Raw genomic sequence first — 19,685 nt, 5'->3', positions numbered from 1 at the left:
CGCGATTTCAGGACGGGCCCCGCAACCTTTCGAGGTGCGGGGCCCGTCTCTGTCTCCGGTGGCCGTTTCCGGGCCGACTGTCGGTGCCCTGCGCTAGCGTGCGGAGCACAGGAATCGCATAGGGGGACGAATGATGAGCACGACCGTGCGCCGCGTGACCGTCTCGATAGCGGTGGCCGCCGCTCTGACCGGGGTCGCGGCCTGTAGTGGCTCGTCCGACGGGGGCTCGGACAGGGGCTCGGGCGGGGACAGCAAGGGCGCCGCCAAGGCCAAGACCCGGATGAGCCCCATCGCGGCCCTGCGTTCCGTGGAGGCGAGCACCGACAAGGCGGACTCCGCCAAGGTCGAGTCCACCACGACCATGGGCACGATGATGTCGATGGAGGCGAACGGCGCCCTCGGCTGGGCCGACGGACTCACCGGGAACCTGACGATCACGTACACCGGCGGCACGATGGCCGACCAGATGCGCCAGCTGGGCACCACCTCCATGGAGGCCCGCTACCTGCCGGACGCCTACTACGCGAAGATGGGCGACAAGTTCGCCGAGCAGTCCGGCGGCAAGCACTGGATCAAGTACGCGTACGACGACCTGGCGAAGCTCGCCGGCGGATCGGGCGCGTACATGAAGGACCAGATGCAGAACACCACGCCGAACCAGTCGGTGAAGCTCCTGCTGGCCTCCGGGGACGTCAAGAAGGTCGGCGAGGAGAAGGTGCGCGGCGAGAGCACCACGCACTACTCGGGCACGGTCGAGGTCGCGGACCTCGCCGACAAGAGCTCGAACCTCTCCGCGGAGCAGCTGGCCGATCTGAAGCGCCAGCTGGAGCAGGCCGGGGTGACCACCGAGACGATCGACATCTGGGTGAACGACGAGGACCTGCTGGTCAAGAAGGCCGAGAAGGGTGAGCTCGCGACCGGCTCGATGTCCTCCACGGCGTACTACAGCGACTACGGGGTGAAGGTCTCCGTCCAGGAGCCCGCGGCGGGCGACACCGCCGACTTCAAGGACCTCATGCAGACCCAGCCGGCGAGCTGAGAGCCACAGCTGAGAGACACCGGCAGCTCACTCGGACGACTCGGACGACTCGGACGGCAGTCGACGACAGCCACCACAGGGGTCACTCAGGCCTCGTGAAACCCGTGGGACTGCTCGCGTTCCCCTGGGATACTCTCGCGGTTTGTCTGTGAATCGCTCATCTGTTTCCTAGGGGGGAACCATGAGGCTTTCCATGCACCGTTCCGTACGTCACAGGGCGACGGGCGCGGCCCTCACCGCACTCGTCCTCGGCGCAGGCGCCGTCGGCTGTTCCGACGGCGATGCCGCGAGTGAGCAGTCGCCGAACATGACGCCCGCCGCGGCCGTGGCCAAGGCGGCGAAGAAGACGGAGGACTTCACCTCCGTCAGCTACCGGATGACCGGCCGGGTCCCGGAGGAGGGGCGCATCAAGGCCGAGGCCCAGATGCGCATCAAGCCCGATATCGCCATGAGCATGAAGATGACGGCCCTCGACCAGGGAACGGACGGCAGCGCCGAGATCCGCCTGGTCGACAAGGCGATGTACATAGGCGGGAACGCCGCTTCCGCCAAGGAGATGGACGGCAAGAGCTGGATCAAGTTCGACATGTCCACGCTGGGTGACGACGCGCTGGGCGGCGCGGCCCCGGGGGCGGGGGCCGTCGACAAGAACCCGGCGCAGGAGTCCACCCTCCTCACCGGTTCCAAGAACGTGAAGAAGGTCGGCACCGAGAAGGTCGAAGGCGTCGAGACCACCCGTTACAAGGGCACGGTCACCCTCGACGAGTTCCGCAAGTCCCTGAAGAGCGAGAGCAAAGCCACCCGTGAGAAGCGGGAGGAGGCTCTCGAACAGTACGAGGAGATGGGCGTGGACACGCTCACGATGGACCTGTGGATCGACGGTGAGGACCACACCAAGCAGTTCCGTATGCAGGGCGACGCCGACAAGGGCAAGCTCGACATGACCATCACCTTCCTGGACCTCAACAAGCCCGTGACGGTCGAGGCCCCGCCGGCCAAGGACGTCATGGACCTGGCCGAGATGATGGGCGACCTCGACAGCTGACCTCCCCGCCGGCCGGTCCGGGAAGCCGGCCGGTGTACGGATTTGCTTGACGGTGCCCCGTTCACGTAATCTTCCACAGAAGCCAAAGACCGCTGGTCGTCGCCATGCTCTCGTAAGAGGCGTGGTGACCGAAGGATCCGCTGAATTGCGGACGACCCGCGCAGGTGACTGTGGATGAGCTCCCGGACAGTCCCGTACTTCGTACGGATTCCGTCAGGTAGAGCCACGCCCCGTGCGCCTGCGCCGGGGCGTTTCGTTTTCCCAGTCTCCTTCTGAGCGGTCCTCATCACCCGGAAGGAGGCCACGCTTATGGCAAGGCCCGACAAGGCTGCCGCGGTAGCCGAGCTCGCGGACCAGTTCCGCAGCTCGAACGCCGCTGTGCTGACCGAGTACCGGGGTCTCACCGTGGCGCAGCTCAAGACGCTGCGCCGTTCGCTCGGTGAAGACGCCCAGTACGCCGTGGTGAAGAACACGCTGACCAAGATCGCGGCCAACGAGGCCGGGATCTCCACGCTCGACGACCTGTTCAACGGTCCGACAGCGGTTGCCTTCATCTCCGGTGACCCGGTGACGTCGGCGAAGGGTCTTCGTGACTTCGCCAAGGACAACCCGAACCTCGTCATCAAGGGCGGTGTCCTTGACGGCAAGGCGCTGTCCGCCGACGAGTTCAAGAAGCTCGCGGACCTTGAGTCCCGCGAGGTTCTGCTCGCCAAGCTGGCGGGTGCCATGAAGGGCAAGCAGACTCAGGCTGCGCAGCTCTTCCAGGCGCTCCCGTCGAAGTTCGTCCGCACCGCGGAAGCGCTTCGCGTCAAGCTCGAAGAGCAGGGCGGTGCCGAGTAACTCGGCTCGCGCAGTGACCGCCGCCTGAGGCGACGGTCGTAGCGGGCCGAACGTACGCCCGCCTCACCAGTACATCCCGGCACCTGCCGAATTAGTGGAAGGACGCCATCATGGCGAAGCTGTCCCAGGAAGAGCTGCTCGCGCAGTTCGAGAACCTCACCCTCATCGAGCTCTCCGAGTTCGTGAAGGCCTTCGAGGAGAAGTTCGACGTCACCGCCGCCGCCGCGGTCGCCGCCGGCCCCGCCGCCGCTGCCGCTCCGGCCGAGGCCGAGGCCGAGCAGGACGAGTTCGACGTCGTCCTCACGGGCGCCGGCGAGAAGAAGATCCAGGTCATCAAGGTCGTGCGTGAGCTGACCTCGCTGGGTCTGAAGGAGGCCAAGGACCTCGTGGACGGTGCTCCGAAGCCGGTCCTTGAGAAGGTCGACAAGGCTGCCGCCGAGAAGGCCGCGGAGTCCCTCAAGGGCGCCGGCGCTTCCGTCGAGGTCAAGTAAGACCAGTAAAGCCCCGACGGGTCCGTCAGGACTCCTGTAGGGCCGTGACAGCCGTTCCAGTGACGCTGTAACGCTGACGCACCGAAGAGCGATCACCCATCTGGGTGGTCGCTCTTCGGCGTTCGAGGGGCCGTGCGGCGGCTGCCTTGCACTGTCGGTGGCGACGAGTAGGGTGATCTTCGTTCGTGCCTCCGGCCGCCCGTGACGGGCCGTATGGCGGGTTGCAAGTGACGATGGCAGCACCCGGTTCGGGCATGGGGGGCCTTGACGAACCGCACGCAGCGCGCAATTCTCAGGACGCGTCGTCACAACGATCCGGATCCGAGGCATGGATCGGCGGCGAAGAGGGCAGTATCGATGTGCATCGAGGGCGTGGCTTGCAGCAGGGGTTGAGAACAACGAGGGTCTTCAAAAACCCGCACTGGACATCAGTGAGCCTTGTGGCTACACTGACCCTTTGCGCTGCCTGTTAGCTGCCTCCTGCCCGTCACCAGGGGCATGCCCTCGCTTGAGCACTGTGGATCGAACCGACTCCGACCTGGTCTTACTTGACTGGTTCGGAAAACGTCCGTCTCTGTGCCCCGCTTGGGACCGGTACGCGCGTAGTGAGTCCGAGCCCTCGGAAGGACCCCCTCTTGGCCGCCTCGCGCACTGCCTCGACCGCGAATACGAACAACGGCGCCAGCACCGCCCCGCTGCGCATCTCCTTTGCAAAGATCAAGGAGCCCCTCGAGGTTCCGAACCTTCTTGCGCTGCAGACCGAAAGTTTTGACTGGCTGCTCGGCAACGACGCGTGGAAGGCTCGTGTCGAGGCGGCTCTGGACAGTGGACAGGACGTCCCCACCAAGTCCGGTCTCGAAGAGATCTTCGAGGAGATCTCTCCGATCGAGGACTTCTCAGGGTCGATGTCCCTGACGTTCCGCGACCACCGTTTCGAACCGCCGAAGAACTCCATCGACGAGTGCAAGGAGCGCGACTTCACGTTCGCCGCCCCGCTCTTCGTCACCGCCGAGTTCACCAACAACGAGACCGGCGAGATCAAGTCCCAGACCGTCTTCATGGGCGACTTCCCGCTCATGACGAACAAGGGCACCTTCGTCATCAACGGCACCGAGCGTGTCGTGGTGTCGCAGCTGGTCCGTTCGCCGGGTGTCTACTTCGACTCCTCCATCGACAAGACGTCCGACAAGGACATCTTCTCCTCCAAGGTCATCCCGTCCCGGGGTGCCTGGCTGGAGATGGAGATCGACAAGCGCGACATGGTCGGTGTCCGCATCGACCGCAAGCGCAAGCAGTCCGTCACCGTCCTGCTCAAGGCTCTCGGTTGGACGACCGAGCAGATCCTGGAGGAGTTCGGCGAGTACGAATCCATGCGCGCCACCCTGGAGAAGGACCACACCCAGGGCCAGGACGACGCACTGCTCGACATCTACCGCAAGCTGCGTCCGGGCGAGCCCCCGACCCGTGAGGCCGCGCAGACGCTGCTTGAGAACCTCTACTTCAACCCGAAGCGCTACGACCTCGCGAAGGTCGGCCGCTACAAGGTGAACAAGAAGCTGGGCAGCGAGGCGCCGCTGGACGCCGGGATCCTGACCGTCGAGGACATCATCTCGACGATCAAGTACCTGGTGAAGCTGCACGCCGGTGAGACCGAGACCGTCGGCCCCAACGGCACCTCGATGGTCGTCGAGACCGACGACATCGACCACTTCGGCAACCGTCGTCTGCGCAACGTCGGCGAGCTCATCCAGAACCAGGTCCGTACGGGCCTGGCGCGGATGGAGCGCGTCGTCCGTGAGCGCATGACGACTCAGGACGTCGAGGCGATCACGCCGCAGACCCTGATCAACATCCGGCCGGTCGTCGCCTCCATCAAGGAGTTCTTCGGCACCAGCCAGCTGTCGCAGTTCATGGACCAGAACAACCCGCTGTCGGGTCTCACCCACAAGCGCCGCCTGTCGGCTCTTGGCCCGGGTGGTCTCTCCCGTGAGCGGGCCGGCTTCGAGGTCCGTGACGTGCACCCCTCGCACTACGGCCGCATGTGCCCGATCGAGACGCCCGAAGGCCCGAACATCGGCCTGATCGGCTCGCTCGCCTCGTACGGCCGGGTCAACGCGTTCGGTTTCGTCGAGACGCCCTACCGCCGGGTCACCGACGGTTTCGTCACCGACGAGGTCGACTACCTGACCGCCGACGAGGAGGACCGCTTCGTCATCGCCCAGGCCAACGCGCCGCTGAGCGAGGAGTTCCGGTTCGAGGAGGCGCGCGTCCTGGTCCGCCGTCGTGGCGGAGAGGTCGACTACGTCCCCGGTGACGACGTCGACTACATGGACGTCTCGCCGCGCCAGATGGTGTCGGTCGCGACCGCCATGATCCCGTTCCTGGAGCACGACGACGCCAACCGCGCCCTCATGGGCGCGAACATGATGCGCCAGGCCGTGCCGCTGATCACCGCCGAGGCTCCCCTCGTCGGTACGGGCATGGAGTACCGCTGCGCCGTCGACGCCGGTGACGTCATCAAGGCCGAGAAGGCGGGTGTGGTCCAGGAGGTATCCGCGGACTACGTCACCATCGCCAACGACGACGGCACCTACAACACCTACCGGGTGGCCAAGTTCTCCCGCTCCAACCAGGGGACCTCGGTCAACCAGAAGGTCGTCGTCGACGAGGGCGACCGGGTCGTCGAGAACCAGGTTCTCGCCGACGGTCCGGCCACCCAGGAAGGCGAGATGGCGCTGGGCAAGAACCTGCTCGTCGCCTTCATGCCGTGGGAGGGTCACAACTACGAGGACGCGATCATCCTGTCGCAGCGCCTCGTGCAGGACGACGTCCTCTCCTCGATCCACATCGAGGAGCACGAGGTCGACGCCCGTGACACCAAGCTCGGCCCCGAGGAGATCACCCGGGACATCCCGAACGTCTCCGAGGAGGTCCTCGCCGACCTCGACGAGCGCGGCATCATCCGTATCGGTGCCGAGGTCGTCGCCGGTGACATCCTGGTCGGCAAGGTCACGCCCAAGGGCGAGACCGAGCTGACCCCGGAGGAGCGCCTGCTCCGTGCGATCTTCGGTGAGAAGGCGCGCGAGGTGCGCGACACCTCGCTGAAGGTGCCGCACGGCGAGATCGGCAAGGTCATCGGCGTCCGCGTCTTCGACCGTGAAGAGGGCGACGAGCTGCCGCCGGGCGTGAACCAGCTGGTTCGGGTCTACGTGGCGCAGAAGCGCAAGATCACGGACGGCGACAAGCTCGCCGGCCGGCACGGCAACAAGGGTGTCATCTCCAAGATCCTTCCGATCGAGGACATGCCCTTCCTTGAGGACGGCACGCCGGTCGACATCATCCTCAACCCGCTGGGTGTCCCGTCCCGAATGAACCCGGGACAGGTCCTGGAGATCCACCTCGGCTGGCTCGCCAGCCGCGGCTGGGACGTCTCCGGGCTCGGCGAGGACTGGGCGCAGCGACTGCAGTCCATCGGGGCCGACAAGGTCGACCCCGGTACGAACGTCGCCACCCCCGTCTTCGACGGTGCGCGTGAGGACGAGCTCGCGGGTCTGCTCCAGCACACGATCCCGAACCGCGACGGCGACCGCATGGTCCTCCCGACCGGTAAGGCGCGGATGTTCGACGGCCGCTCCGGCGAGCCGTTCCCGGAGCCGGTCTCGGTCGGCTACATGTACATCCTCAAGCTCCACCACCTGGTCGACGACAAGCTGCACGCCCGGTCGACCGGTCCGTACTCGATGATCACCCAGCAGCCGCTGGGTGGTAAGGCCCAGTTCGGTGGCCAGCGCTTCGGTGAGATGGAGGTGTGGGCGCTGGAGGCTTATGGCGCCGCGTACGCACTCCAGGAGCTGCTGACCATCAAGTCCGACGACGTGACCGGCCGCGTGAAGGTCTACGAGGCCATCGTCAAGGGCGAGAACATTCCTGAGCCCGGCATTCCCGAGTCCTTCAAGGTGCTCATCAAGGAAATGCAGTCGCTCTGCCTCAACGTGGAGGTGCTGTCCTCGGACGGCATGTCCATCGAGATGCGCGACACGGACGAGGACGTCTTCCGCGCCGCGGAGGAGCTCGGTATCGACCTGTCCCGGCGCGAGCCGAGCAGCGTCGAAGAGGTCTGACGGGTCTGGCCGGGGCTCGCTGAACACGAGCCCCGGCTAACCAACCCCGGACCCCAGTCAGACCAGTGAAGAATCGACCCCGAAAGAGGGATTGACGACAAGTGCTCGACGTCAACTTCTTCGACGAGCTGCGGATCGGCCTTGCTACCGCTGACGACATTCGTCAGTGGTCCCACGGTGAGGTCAAGAAGCCGGAGACCATCAACTACCGCACCCTCAAGCCCGAAAAGGACGGACTCTTCTGCGAGAAGATCTTCGGTCCGACCCGGGACTGGGAGTGCTACTGCGGTAAGTACAAGCGCGTCCGCTTCAAGGGCATCATCTGCGAGCGCTGCGGCGTCGAGGTCACTCGCGCCAAGGTGCGTCGTGAGCGGATGGGCCACATCGAGCTGGCCGCTCCCGTCACCCACATCTGGTACTTCAAGGGCGTTCCGTCGCGGCTCGGCTACCTGCTGGACCTCGCCCCGAAGGACCTCGAAAAGGTCATCTACTTCGCCGCGTACATGATCACGTACGTGGACGACGAGCGTCGTACGCGCGACCTGCCCTCGCTGGAGGCGCACGTCTCCGTCGAGCGTCAGCAGGTCGAGAACCGTCGCGACTCCGACCTGGAGGCCCGCGCCAAGAAGCTTGAGACCGACCTGGCCGAGCTTGAGGCCGAGGGTGCCAAGGCCGACGTGCGCCGCAAGGTGCGCGAAGGCGCCGAGCGCGAGATGAAGCAGCTGCGCGACCGTGCGCAGCGCGAGATCGACCGTCTCGACGAGGTGTGGACCCGCTTCAAGAACCTCAAGGTCCAGGACCTCGAAGGTGACGAGCTGCTCTACCGCGAGCTGCGTGACCGCTTCGGCACGTACTTCGACGGTTCGATGGGTGCCGCGGCGCTGCAGAAGCGCCTGGAGTCCTTCGACCTCGACGAGGAGGCCGAGCGCCTCCGCGAGATCATCCGTACCGGCAAGGGCCAGAAGAAGACCCGTGCGCTGAAGCGGCTGAAGGTCGTGTCTGCCTTCCTGCAGACCTCCAACAGCCCCAAGGGCATGGTCCTCGACTGCGTCCCGGTCATCCCGCCGGACCTTCGCCCGATGGTGCAGCTGGACGGTGGCCGCTTCGCGACCTCCGACCTGAACGACCTGTACCGCCGTGTGATCAACCGGAACAACCGCCTGAAGCGGCTTCTCGACCTCGGCGCGCCCGAGATCATCGTGAACAACGAGAAGCGCATGCTCCAGGAGGCCGTGGACGCCCTCTTCGACAACGGTCGTCGTGGTCGCCCGGTCACCGGTCCCGGCAACCGTCCCCTGAAGTCCCTGAGCGACATGCTCAAGGGCAAGCAGGGCCGTTTCCGCCAGAACCTCCTCGGCAAGCGCGTGGACTACTCCGCGCGTTCCGTGATCGTCGTCGGTCCGCAGCTGAAGCTGCACCAGTGCGGTCTGCCGAAGGCGATGGCACTGGAGCTCTTCAAGCCGTTCGTGATGAAGCGCCTGGTCGACCTGAACCACGCGCAGAACATCAAGAGCGCCAAGCGCATGGTGGAGCGCGGCCGCACGGTCGTGTACGACGTCCTCGAAGAGGTCATCGCCGAGCACCCGGTTCTGCTGAACCGTGCGCCCACCCTGCACCGCCTCGGCATCCAGGCCTTCGAGCCGCAGCTGGTCGAGGGCAAGGCCATCCAGATCCACCCGCTCGTCTGCACCGCGTTCAACGCGGACTTCGACGGTGACCAGATGGCCGTGCACCTGCCGCTCTCCGCGGAGGCGCAGGCCGAGGCCCGCATCCTGATGCTGTCCTCGAACAACATCCTCAAGCCCGCCGACGGCCGTCCGGTGACGATGCCGACCCAGGACATGGTCCTCGGTCTGTTCTTCCTCACCACCGACGGCGAGCTGCGGGACGTCAAGGGCGAGGGCCGGTCCTTCGGCTCCTCGGCCGAGGCGATCATGGCGTTCGACGCCGGCGAGCTCTCGCTGCAGTCGCGCGTGGACATCCGCTTCCCGGTGGGCACCATCCCGCCGCGCGGCTGGACCCCGCCGGCCCGCGAGGAGGGCGACCCGGAGTGGCAGCAGGGTGACACCTTCCGCCTGAACACCACGCTGGGCCGCGCGCTCTTCAACGAGCTGCTGCCCGAGGACTACCCCTTCGTCGACTACGAGGTCGGCAAGAAGCAGCTCTCCGAGATCGTCAACGACCTCGCCGAGCGGTACCCCAAGGTCATCGTGGCGGCGACGCTCGACAACCTGAAGGCGTCCGGCTTCTTCTGGGCGACGCGTTCCGGCGTCACCGTGGCCATCTCCGACATCGTCGTTCCCGACGCGAAGCGCGCGATCGTCAAGGGCTACGAGGACCAGGACGAGAAGGTCCAGAAGCAGTACGAGCGTGGTCTGATCACCAAGGACGAGCGCACGCAGGAGCTCATCGCGATCTGGACCAAGGCGACCAACGAGGTCGCCGAGGCGATGAACGCGAACTTCCCGAAGACCAACCCGGTCTCGATGATGGTGAACTCCGGTGCTCGCGGAAACATGATGCAGATGCGTCAGATCGCGGGTATGCGTGGTCTGGTGTCGAACGCCAAGAACGAGACGATCCCTCGTCCCATCAAGGCGTCCTTCCGTGAGGGCCTGTCCGTCCTTGAGTACTTCATCTCCACGCACGGTGCCCGTAAGGGTCTGGCGGACACCGCCCTGCGTACCGCCGACTCGGGTTACCTCACCCGTCGTCTGGTCGACGTCTCGCAGGACGTCATCATTCGCGAGGAGGACTGCGGCACCGACCGCGGCCTGCGTCTGGCGATCGCCGAGCGGGGCGCCGACGGCGTCCTGCGCAAGGCGGAGAACGTCGAGACCAGCGTGTACGCACGTGCGCTGGCCGAGGACATCACCGTCGACGGGCGGGTGCTGGCCCCGGCCAACACCGACCTCGGCGACGTCCTCATCGACGAGCTCGTCAAGCACGGCATCGAGGAGGTCAAGACCCGTTCGGTCCTGACCTGCGAGTCCGCCGTCGGCACCTGCGCCATGTGCTACGGCCGTTCGCTGGCCACCGGCAAGCTGGTCGACATCGGTGAGGCGGTCGGCATCATCGCCGCCCAGTCCATCGGTGAGCCCGGCACCCAGCTGACGATGCGTACCTTCCACACCGGTGGTGTGGCCGGTGACGACATCACCCAGGGTCTGCCCCGTGTCGTCGAGCTCTTCGAGGCTCGTACGCCGAAGGGTGTCGCCCCGATCTCCGAGGCCTCCGGCCGCGTGCGGATCGAGGAGACCGAGAAGACCAAGAAGCTCGTCGTCACCCCGGACGACGGCAGCGACGAGACGCCGTTCCCGATCTCGAAGCGTGCCCGGGTCCTGGTCAGCGAGGGCGAGCACGTCGAGGTGGGCCAGAAGCTCACCGTGGGTGCCACCAACCCGCACGACGTGCTGCGCATCCTGGGTCAGCGGGCCGTCCAGGTCCACCTGGTCGGCGAGGTCCAGCGGGTCTACAACTCGCAGGGCGTGTCGATCCACGACAAGCACATCGAAATCATCATCCGGCAGATGCTGCGCCGGGTGACGATCATCGAGTCGGGCGACGCGGAGCTGCTGCCCGGCGAGCTCGTCGAGCGGTCGAAGTTCGAGACCGAGAACCGTCGTGTGGTGCAGGAAGGCGGCCACCCGGCCTCCGGCCGTCCGCAGCTGATGGGTATCACCAAGGCCTCGCTCGCCACCGAGTCGTGGCTGTCGGCGGCGTCCTTCCAGGAGACGACCAGGGTTCTGACGGACGCGGCGATCAACGCCAAGTCCGACTCCCTGATCGGCCTCAAGGAGAACGTCATCATCGGTAAGCTCATCCCGGCCGGTACGGGCCTGTCCCGCTACCGCAACATCCGGGTCGAGCCGACCGAGGAGGCCAAGGCCGCGATGTACTCGGCCGTCGGCTACGACGACATCGACTACTCGCCGTTCGGCACGGGCTCCGGCCAGGCCGTTCCGCTGGAGGACTACGACTACGGTCCGTACAACCAGTAAGCGGGTCGCTTGAGTTGGAGGGCGGTCACCCCGGTGGGGTGGCCGCCCTTCGGCGTGCCGGGAATTACTGACATGAAGTGGTGCGGGAACCTGTGCCGGAAATGCCGCGTTGGAGCATGATGGAGACCCAGTCCGCCGGGGAGGTGCTCCCGTGTCGTATCCGTCACCGTGGCAGCCGGGGCAGGGATGGCATCATCCGCGCCCCTGGCAGGAGCAGGCCGGCCACTCGATGCTCGCCTCGACCGCCGATCGGGAGCGTGCCGTGGATGTGCTCAGAGCCGGGTTCGCCGAGGGGCGGATGCAGCAGCCCGAGTTCGAGAAGCGGGTGGCGCGGGCGTACGCGGCCCGTACGGTGGGCGAGCTGGCCCTTCTGGTGGGAGACCTGCCGCAGGGGCCCGTACCGCTTCCTGCGGCCTCTGGGCCCGTGCCACGGACGTTCCTGCCCGCTGTGCCGGCGAAGACGAACGAGAAGGCCGTCGGGTCGGCGATCTGCGGGGTGCTCTGCCTGGTGACGGTCGGGCTCACCGGGCTTCCCGCGGTGATCCTGGGCCACACCGCCCGCTCCGAGATCCGGCGTACGGGCCAGGGGGGCGACGGTCTCGCGCTCACCGGTCTTGTCTTCGGCTGGCTGTCCACCGCGGGCTGGGCGCTGGCGCTGACGCTGGTGTTCGCGGCGCTTCTGGTGTCCGGATGAATGACGAGGCGGCTTGGCAGGGGAGCTCGGGGATGCTAGTGCGGTCCACTTGTTTTGACCGCAGCCTATGAGGTAGGTACGCTCAGACCTTGTGCCTGGGGTGTGCCCTGGCTCCCGTGCGTGCCTTCAACCGCACTAGGGGAGCCATCACCGGCCACCGCAATCTGCGCCCCTCTCGTCTCACGGCGGGAATCCGCAGTGTTCGACACACCCGACCGCGTGGGTCGGCGGTGTTCCAGGTTAGCTTCACCATTCGGCACACAGAAACCGGAGAAGTAGTGCCTACGATCCAGCAGCTGGTCCGGAATGGCCGGCAAGACAAGGTCAAGAAGAACATGACGCCCGCACTTGAGGGTTCGCCTCAGCGTCGCGGTGTCTGCACGCGTGTGTTCACGACCACCCCGAAGAAGCCGAACTCGGCCCTGCGTAAGGTCGCGCGTGTGCGTCTGACCAGCGGGATCGAGGTCACTGCTTACATTCCGGGCGAGGGACACAACCTGCAGGAGCACTCCATCGTGCTCGTGCGCGGCGGCCGTGTGAAGGACCTGCCCGGTGTTCGTTACAAGATCATCCGGGGTTCGCTCGACACTCAGGGTGTCAAGAACCGCAAGCAGGCCCGCAGCCGCTACGGCGCCAAGAAGGAGAAGTAGAAATGCCTCGTAAGGGCCCCGCCCCGAAGCGCCCGGTCATCATCGACCCGGTCTATGGATCCCCTCTTGTCACGTCGCTCATCAACAAGGTGCTGATGAACGGCAAGCGCTCCACCGCCGAGCGCATCGTCTACGGCGCCATGGAGGGCCTGCGCGAGAAGACCGGCAACGACCCGGTCATCACGCTCAAGCGCGCTCTGGAGAACATCAAGCCGACCCTTGAGGTCAAGTCCCGCCGAGTCGGCGGTGCGACGTACCAGGTCCCGATCGAGGTCAAGCCCGGTCGCGCGAGCACCCTGGCGCTGCGCTGGCTGGTCGGTTACTCCCGCGCCCGTCGCGAGAAGACCATGACCGAGCGCCTGCTCAACGAACTTCTCGACGCGTCCAACGGCCTCGGTGCCGCTGTGAAGAAGCGCGAGGACACCCACAAGATGGCCGAGTCCAACAAGGCCTTCGCGCACTACCGCTGGTAGTCGCAGCCCCCATCGAGACCGAGAGAAGACCGAAGCCTTATGGCTACCACTTCACTTGACCTGGCCAGGGTCCGCAACATCGGGATCATGGCTCACATCGACGCGGGTAAGACGACCACCACCGAGCGGATCCTCTTCTACACCGGCGTCAGCTACAAGATCGGTGAAGTCCACGACGGCGCCGCCACCATGGACTGGATGGAGCAGGAGCAGGAGCGTGGCATCACGATCACCTCTGCTGCGACCACCTGTCACTGGCCGCTTGAGGACAACGACTACACCATCAACATCATCGACACCCCCGGGCACGTCGACTTCACGGTCGAGGTGGAGCGTTCGCTCCGCGTCCTCGACGGTGCCGTCACCGTGTTCGACGGTGTCGCGGGCGTTGAGCCGCAGTCCGAGACGGTGTGGCGTCAGGCCGACCGTTACGGCGTGCCGCGCATCTGCTTCGTGAACAAGCTCGACCGGACCGGCGCGGAGTTCCACCGCTGCGTCGACATGATCAGCAGCCGCCTCGGCGCGCAGCCGATCGTCATGCAGCTCCCGATCGGTGCCGAGGCCGACTTCAAGGGTGTCGTCGACCTGGTCACGATGAAGGCCTTCGTGTGGTCCGCCGAGGCGGAGAAGGGCGAGATGTACGACGTCGTCGACATCCCGGCCACCCACACCGAGGCTGCCGAGGAGTACCGCGGCAAGCTCGTCGAGACCGTCGCCGAGAACGACGACGAGATCATGGAGCTGTACCTGGAGGGCCAGGAGCCCACCGAGGAGCAGCTGTACGCCGCGATCCGTCGCGTCACGATCGCGTCCGGCAAGTCCAACGACGTCACGGTCACCCCGGTGTTCTGTGGCACCGCGTTCAAGAACAAGGGCGTCCAGCCCCTGCTCGACGCGGTCGTGCGCTACCTGCCGACCCCCCTCGACGTGGAGGCCATCGAAGGCCACGACGTCAAGGACCCCGAGGTCGTCATCAAGCGCAAGCCGTCCGTGGACGAGCCGCTCTCCGCCCTCGCGTTCAAGATCATGAGCGACCCGCACCTGGGCAAGCTCACCTTCGTCCGGGTCTACTCGGGCCGCCTGGTGTCCGGCACTGCCGTGCTGAACTCCGTCAAGGGCAAGAAGGAGCGCATCGGCAAGATCTACCGCATGCACGCGAACAAGCGTGAGGAGATCGAGGCGGTGGGCGCCGGCGACATCGTCGCCGTGATGGGCCTGAAGCAGACCACCACCGGTGAGACGCTCTCGGACGACAAGAACCCGGTCATCCTGGAGTCCATGGACTTCCCGGCGCCGGTCATTCAGGTCGCCATCGAGCCCAAGTCCAAGGGTGACCAGGAGAAGCTGGGTGTAGCCATCCAGCGTCTCGCGGAGGAGGACCCCTCCTTCCAGGTTCACTCGGACGAGGAGACCGGCCAGACCATCATCGGTGGTATGGGCGAGCTGCACCTTGAGGTGCTGGTCGACCGTATGCGCCGTGAGTTCAAGGTCGAGGCCAACGTCGGTAAGCCGCAGGTCGCGTACCGTGAGACGATCCGCAAGGCCGTCGAGCGCGTGGACTACACCCACAAGAAGCAGACCGGTGGTACCGGTCAGTTCGCCAAGGTGCAGATCGCGATCGAGCCGATCACCGAGACCGACGGTCCGGCGTACGAGTTCGTGAACAAGGTGACCGGTGGCCGTATCCCGCGGGAGTACATCCCGTCGGTGGACGCCGGTGCGCAGGAGGCCATGCAGTTCGGCATCCTCGCCGGGTACGAGATGACGGGTGTCCGCATCACGCTTCTCGACGGTGCCTACCACGAGGTCGACTCCTCCGAGCTGGCGTTCAAGATCGCCGGTTCGCAGGCCTTCAAGGAGGGTGCGCGCAGGGCCAGCCCCGTGCTGCTCGAACCGATGATGGCCGTCGAGGTCACCACGCCCGAGGACTACATGGGCGATGTGATCGGCGACATCAACTCCCGCCGTGGCCAGATCCAGGCCATGGAGGAGCGTGCCGGTGCCCGCGTCGTGAAGGGCCTCGTGCCCCTCTCGGAGATGTTCGGCTACGTCGGCGACCTCCGCAGCAAGACCTCGGGTCGCGCAAGCTACTCGATGCAGTTCGACTCCTACGCCGAGGTTCCCCGGAACGTCGCCGAGGAGATCATCGCGAAGGCCAAGGGCGAGTAACGCACACCGTTTGCACGCTTTAGGCTTGACACCGACCGCAGGGCCTCAGCCGGCAGGGGACGAGAGATCGTCCCGGCCGGGGAGGATCCGGCGGGCGGCATCCCAGCAAAGATCACCCTGGCGCCGATGAGTAAGGCGTACCAGAACCACTCCGCAGGAGGATTCAGTGGCGAAGGCAAAGTTCGAGCGGACTAAGCCGCACGTCAACATCGGCACCATCGGTCACATCGACCACGGTAAGACGACCCTTACGGCCGCCATTACCAAGGTGCTGCACGACGCGTACCCGGACCTGAACGAGGCCTCGGCCTTCGACCAGATCGACAAGGCTCCCGAAGAGCGCCAGCGCGGTATCACGATCTCGATCGCGCACGTCGAGTACCAGACGGAGACGCGGCACTACGCCCACGTCGACTGCCCCGGTCACGCGGACTACATCAAGAACATGATCACGGGTGCGGCGCAGATGGACGGCGCCATCCTCGTTGTCGCCGCCACGGACGGCCCGATGCCGCAGACCAAGGAGCACGTGCTCCTGGCCCGCCAGGTCGGCGTTCCGTACATCGTTGTCGCGCTGAACAAGGCCGACATGGTGGACGACGAGGAGATCCTGGAGCTCGTCGAGCTTGAGGTCCGTGAGCTCCTCTCCGAGTACGAGTACGCGGGCGACGACCTTCCGGTCGTCAAGGTCTCGGCGCTCAAGGCTCTTGAGGGCGACGTCGAGTGGGGCAAGTCCGTCCTCGACCTGATGAAGGCCGTCGACGAGTCGATCCCGCAGCCCGAGCGCGACGTCGACAAGCCGTTCCTGATGCCGATCGAGGACGTCTTCACGATCACCGGTCGTGGCACGGTCGTCACCGGTCGTATCGAGCGTGGTGTCCTCAAGGTCAACGAGACCGTCGACATCGTCGGCATCAAGACCGAGAAGACCACCACCACGGTCACCGGCATCGAGATGTTCCGCAAGCTGCTCGACGAGGGCCAGGCCGGTGAGAACGTCGGTCTGCTCCTCCGTGGCATCAAGCGCGAGGACGTCGAGCGCGGCCAGGTCATCATCAAGCCGGGTTCGGTCACCCCGCACACCTCGTTCGAGGCGCAGGCGTACATCCTGTCCAAGGACGAGGGCGGCCGTCACACGCCGTTCTTCAACAACTACCGCCCCCAGTTCTACTTCCGTACGACGGACGTGACGGGCGTGGTGACCCTCCCCGAGGGCACCGAGATGGTCATGCCGGGCGACAACACCGAGATGACCGTCGAGCTCATCCAGCCCGTCGCCATGGAGGAGGGCCTGAAGTTCGCCATCCGTGAGGGTGGCCGGACCGTGGGCGCCGGCCAGGTCACCAAGATCAACAAGTAGGTCTCACCTGCCTGTTGGGCTTGATGCCTGGTAGCTCCGCACAGAGCTGCTGAGAGGGCCCGTACGACTTCGGTCGTGCGGGCCCTTTTTGTTGTACCGGCTGTGCGGTGTCGAAATGATTCGTCACGAAACTGTTCGGCGCCCACGACCCGTTCCGCTCGGCAGTCCCTCCCCGTCACCATCTGTCATGCCGCTGAGCACATCCGGATGCGGTACGACGACGTTCTAGGGGTGGGGTATGTCAGGAGGCGGCACAGGAGGGGTCAGCCGTAGAGCCGTGCTCGGGGCGACGGGGGCCGGACTGGTGGCGCTGCCCGCGGTGCCGGGGCTGTCCGGTGCCGCGTGGGCGCAGGACGCGCCGAGGACTGCGGCGGACCCAGGGGCGTACATCTCCTTCTCGCCGAAGCCGGGCGCCTTCCGGCTGGTGGGGGCCCCGGTCGTGGTCGGTGCCGAGGACCACCCCGGAGTCGTACGGGTGGCAGGGGACCTGCGCGACGACATCGAGCGAGTCACCGGGGTGCGACCGGGCAGCACGGTCGCACGCGAGGTGGTCCTGGTGGGGACGATCGGGCGCAGCCCGCTGATCGACGGGCTTGTCGCGGCCGGGAAGCTCGACGTCCGCGGCATCCGGGGCAGGTGGGAGACCTCGCTGCAGACCGTGGTCGAGCGGCCGATGCCCGGGGTGGAGCGGGCGTTCGTGATCGCCGGCAGCGACCAGCGCGGCACGATCTTCGGGGCGTACGACGTCTCGTACGGGATCGGGGTCTCGCCCTGGTACTGGTGGGACGATGTGCGCCCGGTGCGGCGCAGCGAGATCTACGTGCTGCCGGGGCGTTTCAGTCAGGGCACGCCGGCGGTGAAGTACCGGGGTGTCTTCATCAACGACGAGAACCCGGCGCTGGGGACCTGGGCGCCCGGGTGCTTCGGCCCGGGGAAGGCACCCGGCCACCCCGGCGGCTTCACCGCGGACTTCTACGCCAAGGTCTTCGAGGTGTTGCTGCGGCTGAAGGCGAACTACCTGTGGCCGGCGGTGTGGGGGCGGGCGTTCGCGGAGGACGACCCGGAGAATCACCGGCGGGCCACGGAGTACGGGATTGTCATGGGCACGTCTCATGAGGCGCCGATGATGCGGGGCATCGAGGAGTGGAACCGGCATGCCGTGCCGGCCGTGCGCGACAGCGAGGGGAACGTCGTGACGCCGGGGCGGGACCCGTACGGCGGCACGGGCGAGTGGTCGTTCCGGCGGAACGCGGCGGCCGTCAAGGCGTACTGGCGTGACGGCATCGAGCGCATGGTGGACCAGGACTTCGAGGGCGTCGTCACGCTCGGCATGCGGGGTAACGGGGACACGAGCCTGCCGGACGGCGACGGCATCGAGCTGATGCGGGAGATCATCGCGACGCAGCGAGCGATCATCGAGGACGTCACGGGGCGGGCTGCCGCCGAGACCCCGCAGGTCTGGACGCTCTACAAGGAGGTCCAGCGCTACTGGGACCGCGGCCTGCGGGCGCCGGACGACGTGACCGTCGTGCTGACCGACGACAACTGGGGCAACATCCGCAAGCATCCGGACCCGGCGGAGTCGGCGCGGGGCGGCGGTTACGGCCTGTACTACCACTTCGACTACGTCGGCGTCGGCCGCAACTACAAGTGGGTGGACACCGCTTCGCTGCCGAACCTGTGGGACCAGCTCCACCAGGCGGACGCGTACGGGAACCGGGAGCTGTGGATCACGAACGTCGGCGACCTGAAGGGCAACGAGCTGCCGACCGAGTTCTTCCTCGACTATGCGTGGAATCCGGGGCGATGGCCGCTGGAGAGCCTGGGGGAGTGGGAACGGCGGTATGCGCGGCAGAACTTCGGCGGTGCGCGCGGGGAGGAGATCGCCGAGCAGATCGCCGAGGTACTGGCGAGGTACGGGCAGCTCCAGTCGCGTCGCAAGCCGGAGCTGCTGAACCGGAGGATCACGCTGGTGGACGGGCAGGTCGTGTACGACGACCAGGAGACGCCGTTCCACTTCGGGCACCGGGAACTGGAGCGCGTCACGGAGGAGTGGCGGCGGCTCGGGAAGGACGCGGAGCGGATCGGCCGACGCCTGCCGGCCACGGACCAGGACGCCTGGTTCGAGCTGGTCGGGTACGAGGTGGAGGCGACGGCCAACCTGTACGAGCTGCGGGAGGCGGAGTTCACCAACCTGCTGTACGCCAGGCAGGGCCGGGCCGCGACGAACGACCTGGCGGCAGCGGCGGAGGCGGGCCTGGCACGGGACCTCGCCCTGGCCGACCGCTTCAACTCGCGGGTGGCGGACGGCAAATGGCGGGGTTTCCAGACGCAGCCGCACATCGGCTACGGGGATGTGGAACGGTACGGCCCGAACGCGCCCTGGCAGCAGCCCGAGCGGGACAACGTGGCGCTGCCGGACGAGATCTTCCCCGCGGTGCGGCGGATCGAGGTGGGGCCGGGGGCGGAGCTGGGTGTCGCGGTGGACGGGTCGGAGGAGTGGTGGCCGGGGGCGGCGGCAGGCGCGGCGGCCGTCGGCTCGGGCTCGGCCGTGCTGCCGGTGTTCAGCCCGTACCAGACGCGGCCGGACCGGTACATCGAGGTCTTCAACCGGGGGCGTACGGCCTTCGACTACCGGATCACGTCGGCTGTGCCGTGGATCAGAGTCGACCGGCCGAGGGGACGGGTCGAGAAGCAGGTGCGGGCCGTGCTGACGGTGGACTGGGCGAAGGCTCCGCGCGGACGGACCGAGGCGGCGGTGACCGTGGAGGGGGCGGGCACGGTGGTCACGGTCGGGGTGCT

General features: G+C 66.5%; 12 protein-coding genes. All 12 read left to right on the top strand.

Features of this window, described 5'->3' with window-relative positions; genetic code table 11:
* The first annotated feature begins 130 nt into the window (after positions 1–130).
* Positions 131–1,039 carry an SCO4651 family lipoprotein gene (locus AOK01_RS30655; RefSeq protein WP_055517378.1) on the top strand — a complete coding sequence of 303 codons (909 nt, stop codon included), beginning with the start codon at positions 131–133 and terminating at the stop codon, positions 1,037–1,039.
* Positions 1,040–1,232: 193 nt separating this feature from the next.
* A complete protein-coding gene (locus AOK01_RS30650; RefSeq protein ID WP_055517376.1) occupies positions 1,233–2,084 on the top strand; it encodes an SCO4651 family lipoprotein in 852 nt (283 codons plus the stop codon).
* 309 nt (positions 2,085–2,393) lie between these two features.
* The gene (rplJ, locus tag AOK01_RS30645) at positions 2,394–2,924 is read left to right on the top strand and encodes a 50S ribosomal protein L10 (RefSeq protein WP_055517375.1); all 531 of its coding nucleotides are present in this window, start codon (positions 2,394–2,396) and stop codon (positions 2,922–2,924) included.
* A 110-nt stretch (positions 2,925–3,034) separates the two neighbouring features.
* Positions 3,035–3,415, top strand: a complete 381-nt coding sequence (rplL, locus tag AOK01_RS30640) for a 50S ribosomal protein L7/L12 (RefSeq protein WP_055517373.1) — start codon at positions 3,035–3,037, stop codon at positions 3,413–3,415.
* A gap of 635 nt (positions 3,416–4,050) precedes the next feature.
* A complete protein-coding gene (rpoB, locus tag AOK01_RS30635) occupies positions 4,051–7,536 on the top strand; it encodes a DNA-directed RNA polymerase subunit beta (protein WP_055517372.1) in 3,486 nt (1,161 codons plus the stop codon).
* A gap of 101 nt (positions 7,537–7,637) precedes the next feature.
* Entirely contained in the window at positions 7,638–11,537 is a 3,900-nt protein-coding gene (locus AOK01_RS30630) for a DNA-directed RNA polymerase subunit beta' (protein WP_055517370.1), read from the top strand.
* Between the two features lie 151 nt (positions 11,538–11,688).
* Positions 11,689–12,231, top strand: coding sequence for a DUF1707 and DUF4190 domain-containing protein (locus tag AOK01_RS30625; protein WP_079103887.1), 543 nt, complete (start codon positions 11,689–11,691; stop codon positions 12,229–12,231).
* 278 nt (positions 12,232–12,509) lie between these two features.
* The gene (gene rpsL / locus AOK01_RS30620; RefSeq protein ID WP_050372972.1) at positions 12,510–12,881 is read left to right on the top strand and encodes a 30S ribosomal protein S12; all 372 of its coding nucleotides are present in this window, start codon (positions 12,510–12,512) and stop codon (positions 12,879–12,881) included.
* A gap of 2 nt (positions 12,882–12,883) precedes the next feature.
* Positions 12,884–13,354 (top strand): 30S ribosomal protein S7, encoded by a 471-nt coding sequence (rpsG, locus tag AOK01_RS30615; RefSeq protein ID WP_055517367.1) that lies wholly within the window; start codon positions 12,884–12,886, stop codon positions 13,352–13,354.
* A gap of 39 nt (positions 13,355–13,393) precedes the next feature.
* Positions 13,394–15,523 carry an elongation factor G gene (fusA, locus tag AOK01_RS30610; protein WP_055517365.1) on the top strand — a complete coding sequence of 710 codons (2,130 nt, stop codon included), beginning with the start codon at positions 13,394–13,396 and terminating at the stop codon, positions 15,521–15,523.
* Between the two features lie 166 nt (positions 15,524–15,689).
* Entirely contained in the window at positions 15,690–16,883 is a 1,194-nt protein-coding gene (gene tuf / locus AOK01_RS30605; RefSeq protein ID WP_055517363.1) for an elongation factor Tu, read from the top strand.
* A 238-nt stretch (positions 16,884–17,121) separates the two neighbouring features.
* Positions 17,122–19,685, top strand: a 2,564-nt coding sequence (locus AOK01_RS30600) for a glycosyl hydrolase 115 family protein (protein WP_107099966.1), incomplete at its 3' end; no start/stop codon positions are given.

It is taken from the genome of Streptomyces aurantiacus (genome assembly GCF_001418335.1).
GTDB lineage: Bacteria > Actinomycetota > Actinomycetes > Streptomycetales > Streptomycetaceae > Streptomyces > Streptomyces aurantiacus.
Note: the sequence above shows the minus strand (reverse complement) of the source record. Positions and strands in the feature narration are given on the sequence as shown.

Excerpts from the sequence above, each read along its gene's own strand:
- rplJ (WP_055517375.1), top strand. The coding sequence starts at position 2,394 with ATGGCAAGGCCCGACAAGGCTGCCGCGGTAGCCGAGCTCGCGGACCAG.
- rplL (WP_055517373.1), top strand. The coding sequence starts at position 3,035 with ATGGCGAAGCTGTCCCAGGAAGAGCTGCTCGCGCAGTTCGAGAACCTC.
- AOK01_RS30650 (WP_055517376.1), top strand. The coding sequence starts at position 1,233 with ATGCACCGTTCCGTACGTCACAGGGCGACGGGCGCGGCCCTCACCGCA.
- rpsG (WP_055517367.1), top strand. The coding sequence starts at position 12,884 with ATGCCTCGTAAGGGCCCCGCCCCGAAGCGCCCGGTCATCATCGACCCG.
- fusA (WP_055517365.1), top strand. The coding sequence starts at position 13,394 with ATGGCTACCACTTCACTTGACCTGGCCAGGGTCCGCAACATCGGGATC.
- AOK01_RS30655 (WP_055517378.1), top strand. The coding sequence starts at position 131 with ATGATGAGCACGACCGTGCGCCGCGTGACCGTCTCGATAGCGGTGGCC.